This window comes from Nocardioides stalactiti (assembly GCF_014180715.1).
GTDB classification, from domain to species: Bacteria; Actinomycetota; Actinomycetes; order Propionibacteriales; family Nocardioidaceae; genus Nocardioides; species Nocardioides stalactiti.
The window spans coordinates 1-943 of the sequence record NZ_JACEFC010000247.1 but is presented as its reverse complement, the minus strand read 5'-3'; the positions used below and the strand labels follow the sequence as shown (position 1 = coordinate 943).

Annotated in this window: 2 protein-coding genes; one reads left to right on the top strand and one right to left on the bottom strand. The window is 75.2% G+C overall.

Going from position 1 to position 943, the window contains the following annotated elements:
- A partial coding sequence (locus H0487_RS22730) for an AAA family ATPase (RefSeq protein WP_183096453.1) occupies positions 1-301 on the bottom strand: 301 nt, incomplete at its 3' end.
- 26 nt (positions 302-327) lie between these two features.
- Here H0487_RS22730 and H0487_RS22725 point away from each other — a divergent pair.
- Positions 328-807, top strand: a complete 480-nt coding sequence (locus H0487_RS22725) for a hypothetical protein (RefSeq protein ID WP_183096452.1) — start codon at positions 328-330, stop codon at positions 805-807.
- Positions 808-943: the final 136 nt, after the last annotated feature.

Sequence of the window (943 nt, the reverse complement as noted above, 5' to 3'; positions counted from 1 at the left end):
CGACCGCCGGGAGCCCGGCGGCTCGCGCCTGGGCCAACCAGCCCTCCCGGCGCACGGGGTCGAGCCCGAGGGTGTCGACCACCGTGCACAGCCGACGCCCCAGCCGGGCCGCCACCACCTGGTCCAGGACGGCGAACGCGTCGACGGAGGCGTCGAGGTCGTGCTCACCGTTGCCGACGATGCCGCGGAGGGCGTCGGAGGAGATGACCTCCTGCGCCCGGAACCGCTGCGCCGCCCACGTCGACTTGCCCGCCCCGGACGCACCGACGAGCAGGACCAGCGCCGGATCGGGCAGCCGCATGCAGCGGATTCTGGCATTGTCCGTCCATGGACCAGCTCACCCCGGCTCGGGTGTTCGGCGCCGCGCTGGCGCTCCCACAGCTCCTCATCGGCCTGTGGGCCGTGCTCGGCCCGCGCAGCTTCTACGACGACTTCCCGGGCCTCGGGCCGGCTCTCGTCGCCGCCGCGCCGCCGTACAACCCCCACCTCACGACCGATGCGGGCGCGGGGTTCCTCGCCACGGGTGGACTGCTGCTCGGGGTCTGCGTCTGGGCGGGCGCCGCCGAGATCCGGGTCGCCGCGATCGGCTACCTGCTCTTCTGCACGCCGCACGTGCTCTGGCACGCGACGCACCCGTCCGCGCTGCTCGACGCCGGGACCGACGTGCTCAACGTCGTCCTCATCGGGGCCCAGGTCGCCGGAGCGGTGACGCTGATCGTGATGTGCGGACGGGCCGGTCGATCAGCCGGTCGATCAGCCGGTCGATCAGGCGGGCCACTCGCCGGGGTGGACGGACGCGCCGGCTGACGGCAGCACGTCGAGGTGCTGCGGCGCCGGGAGCCCCTCGGCGGCGAACGCCACGTCGATGGCCGTGCGCACCGCGCCCACCCGCTCGGCGGGGACCAGGGCGAGCGTCGAGCCGCCGGACCCGCCGCCCGTGAGC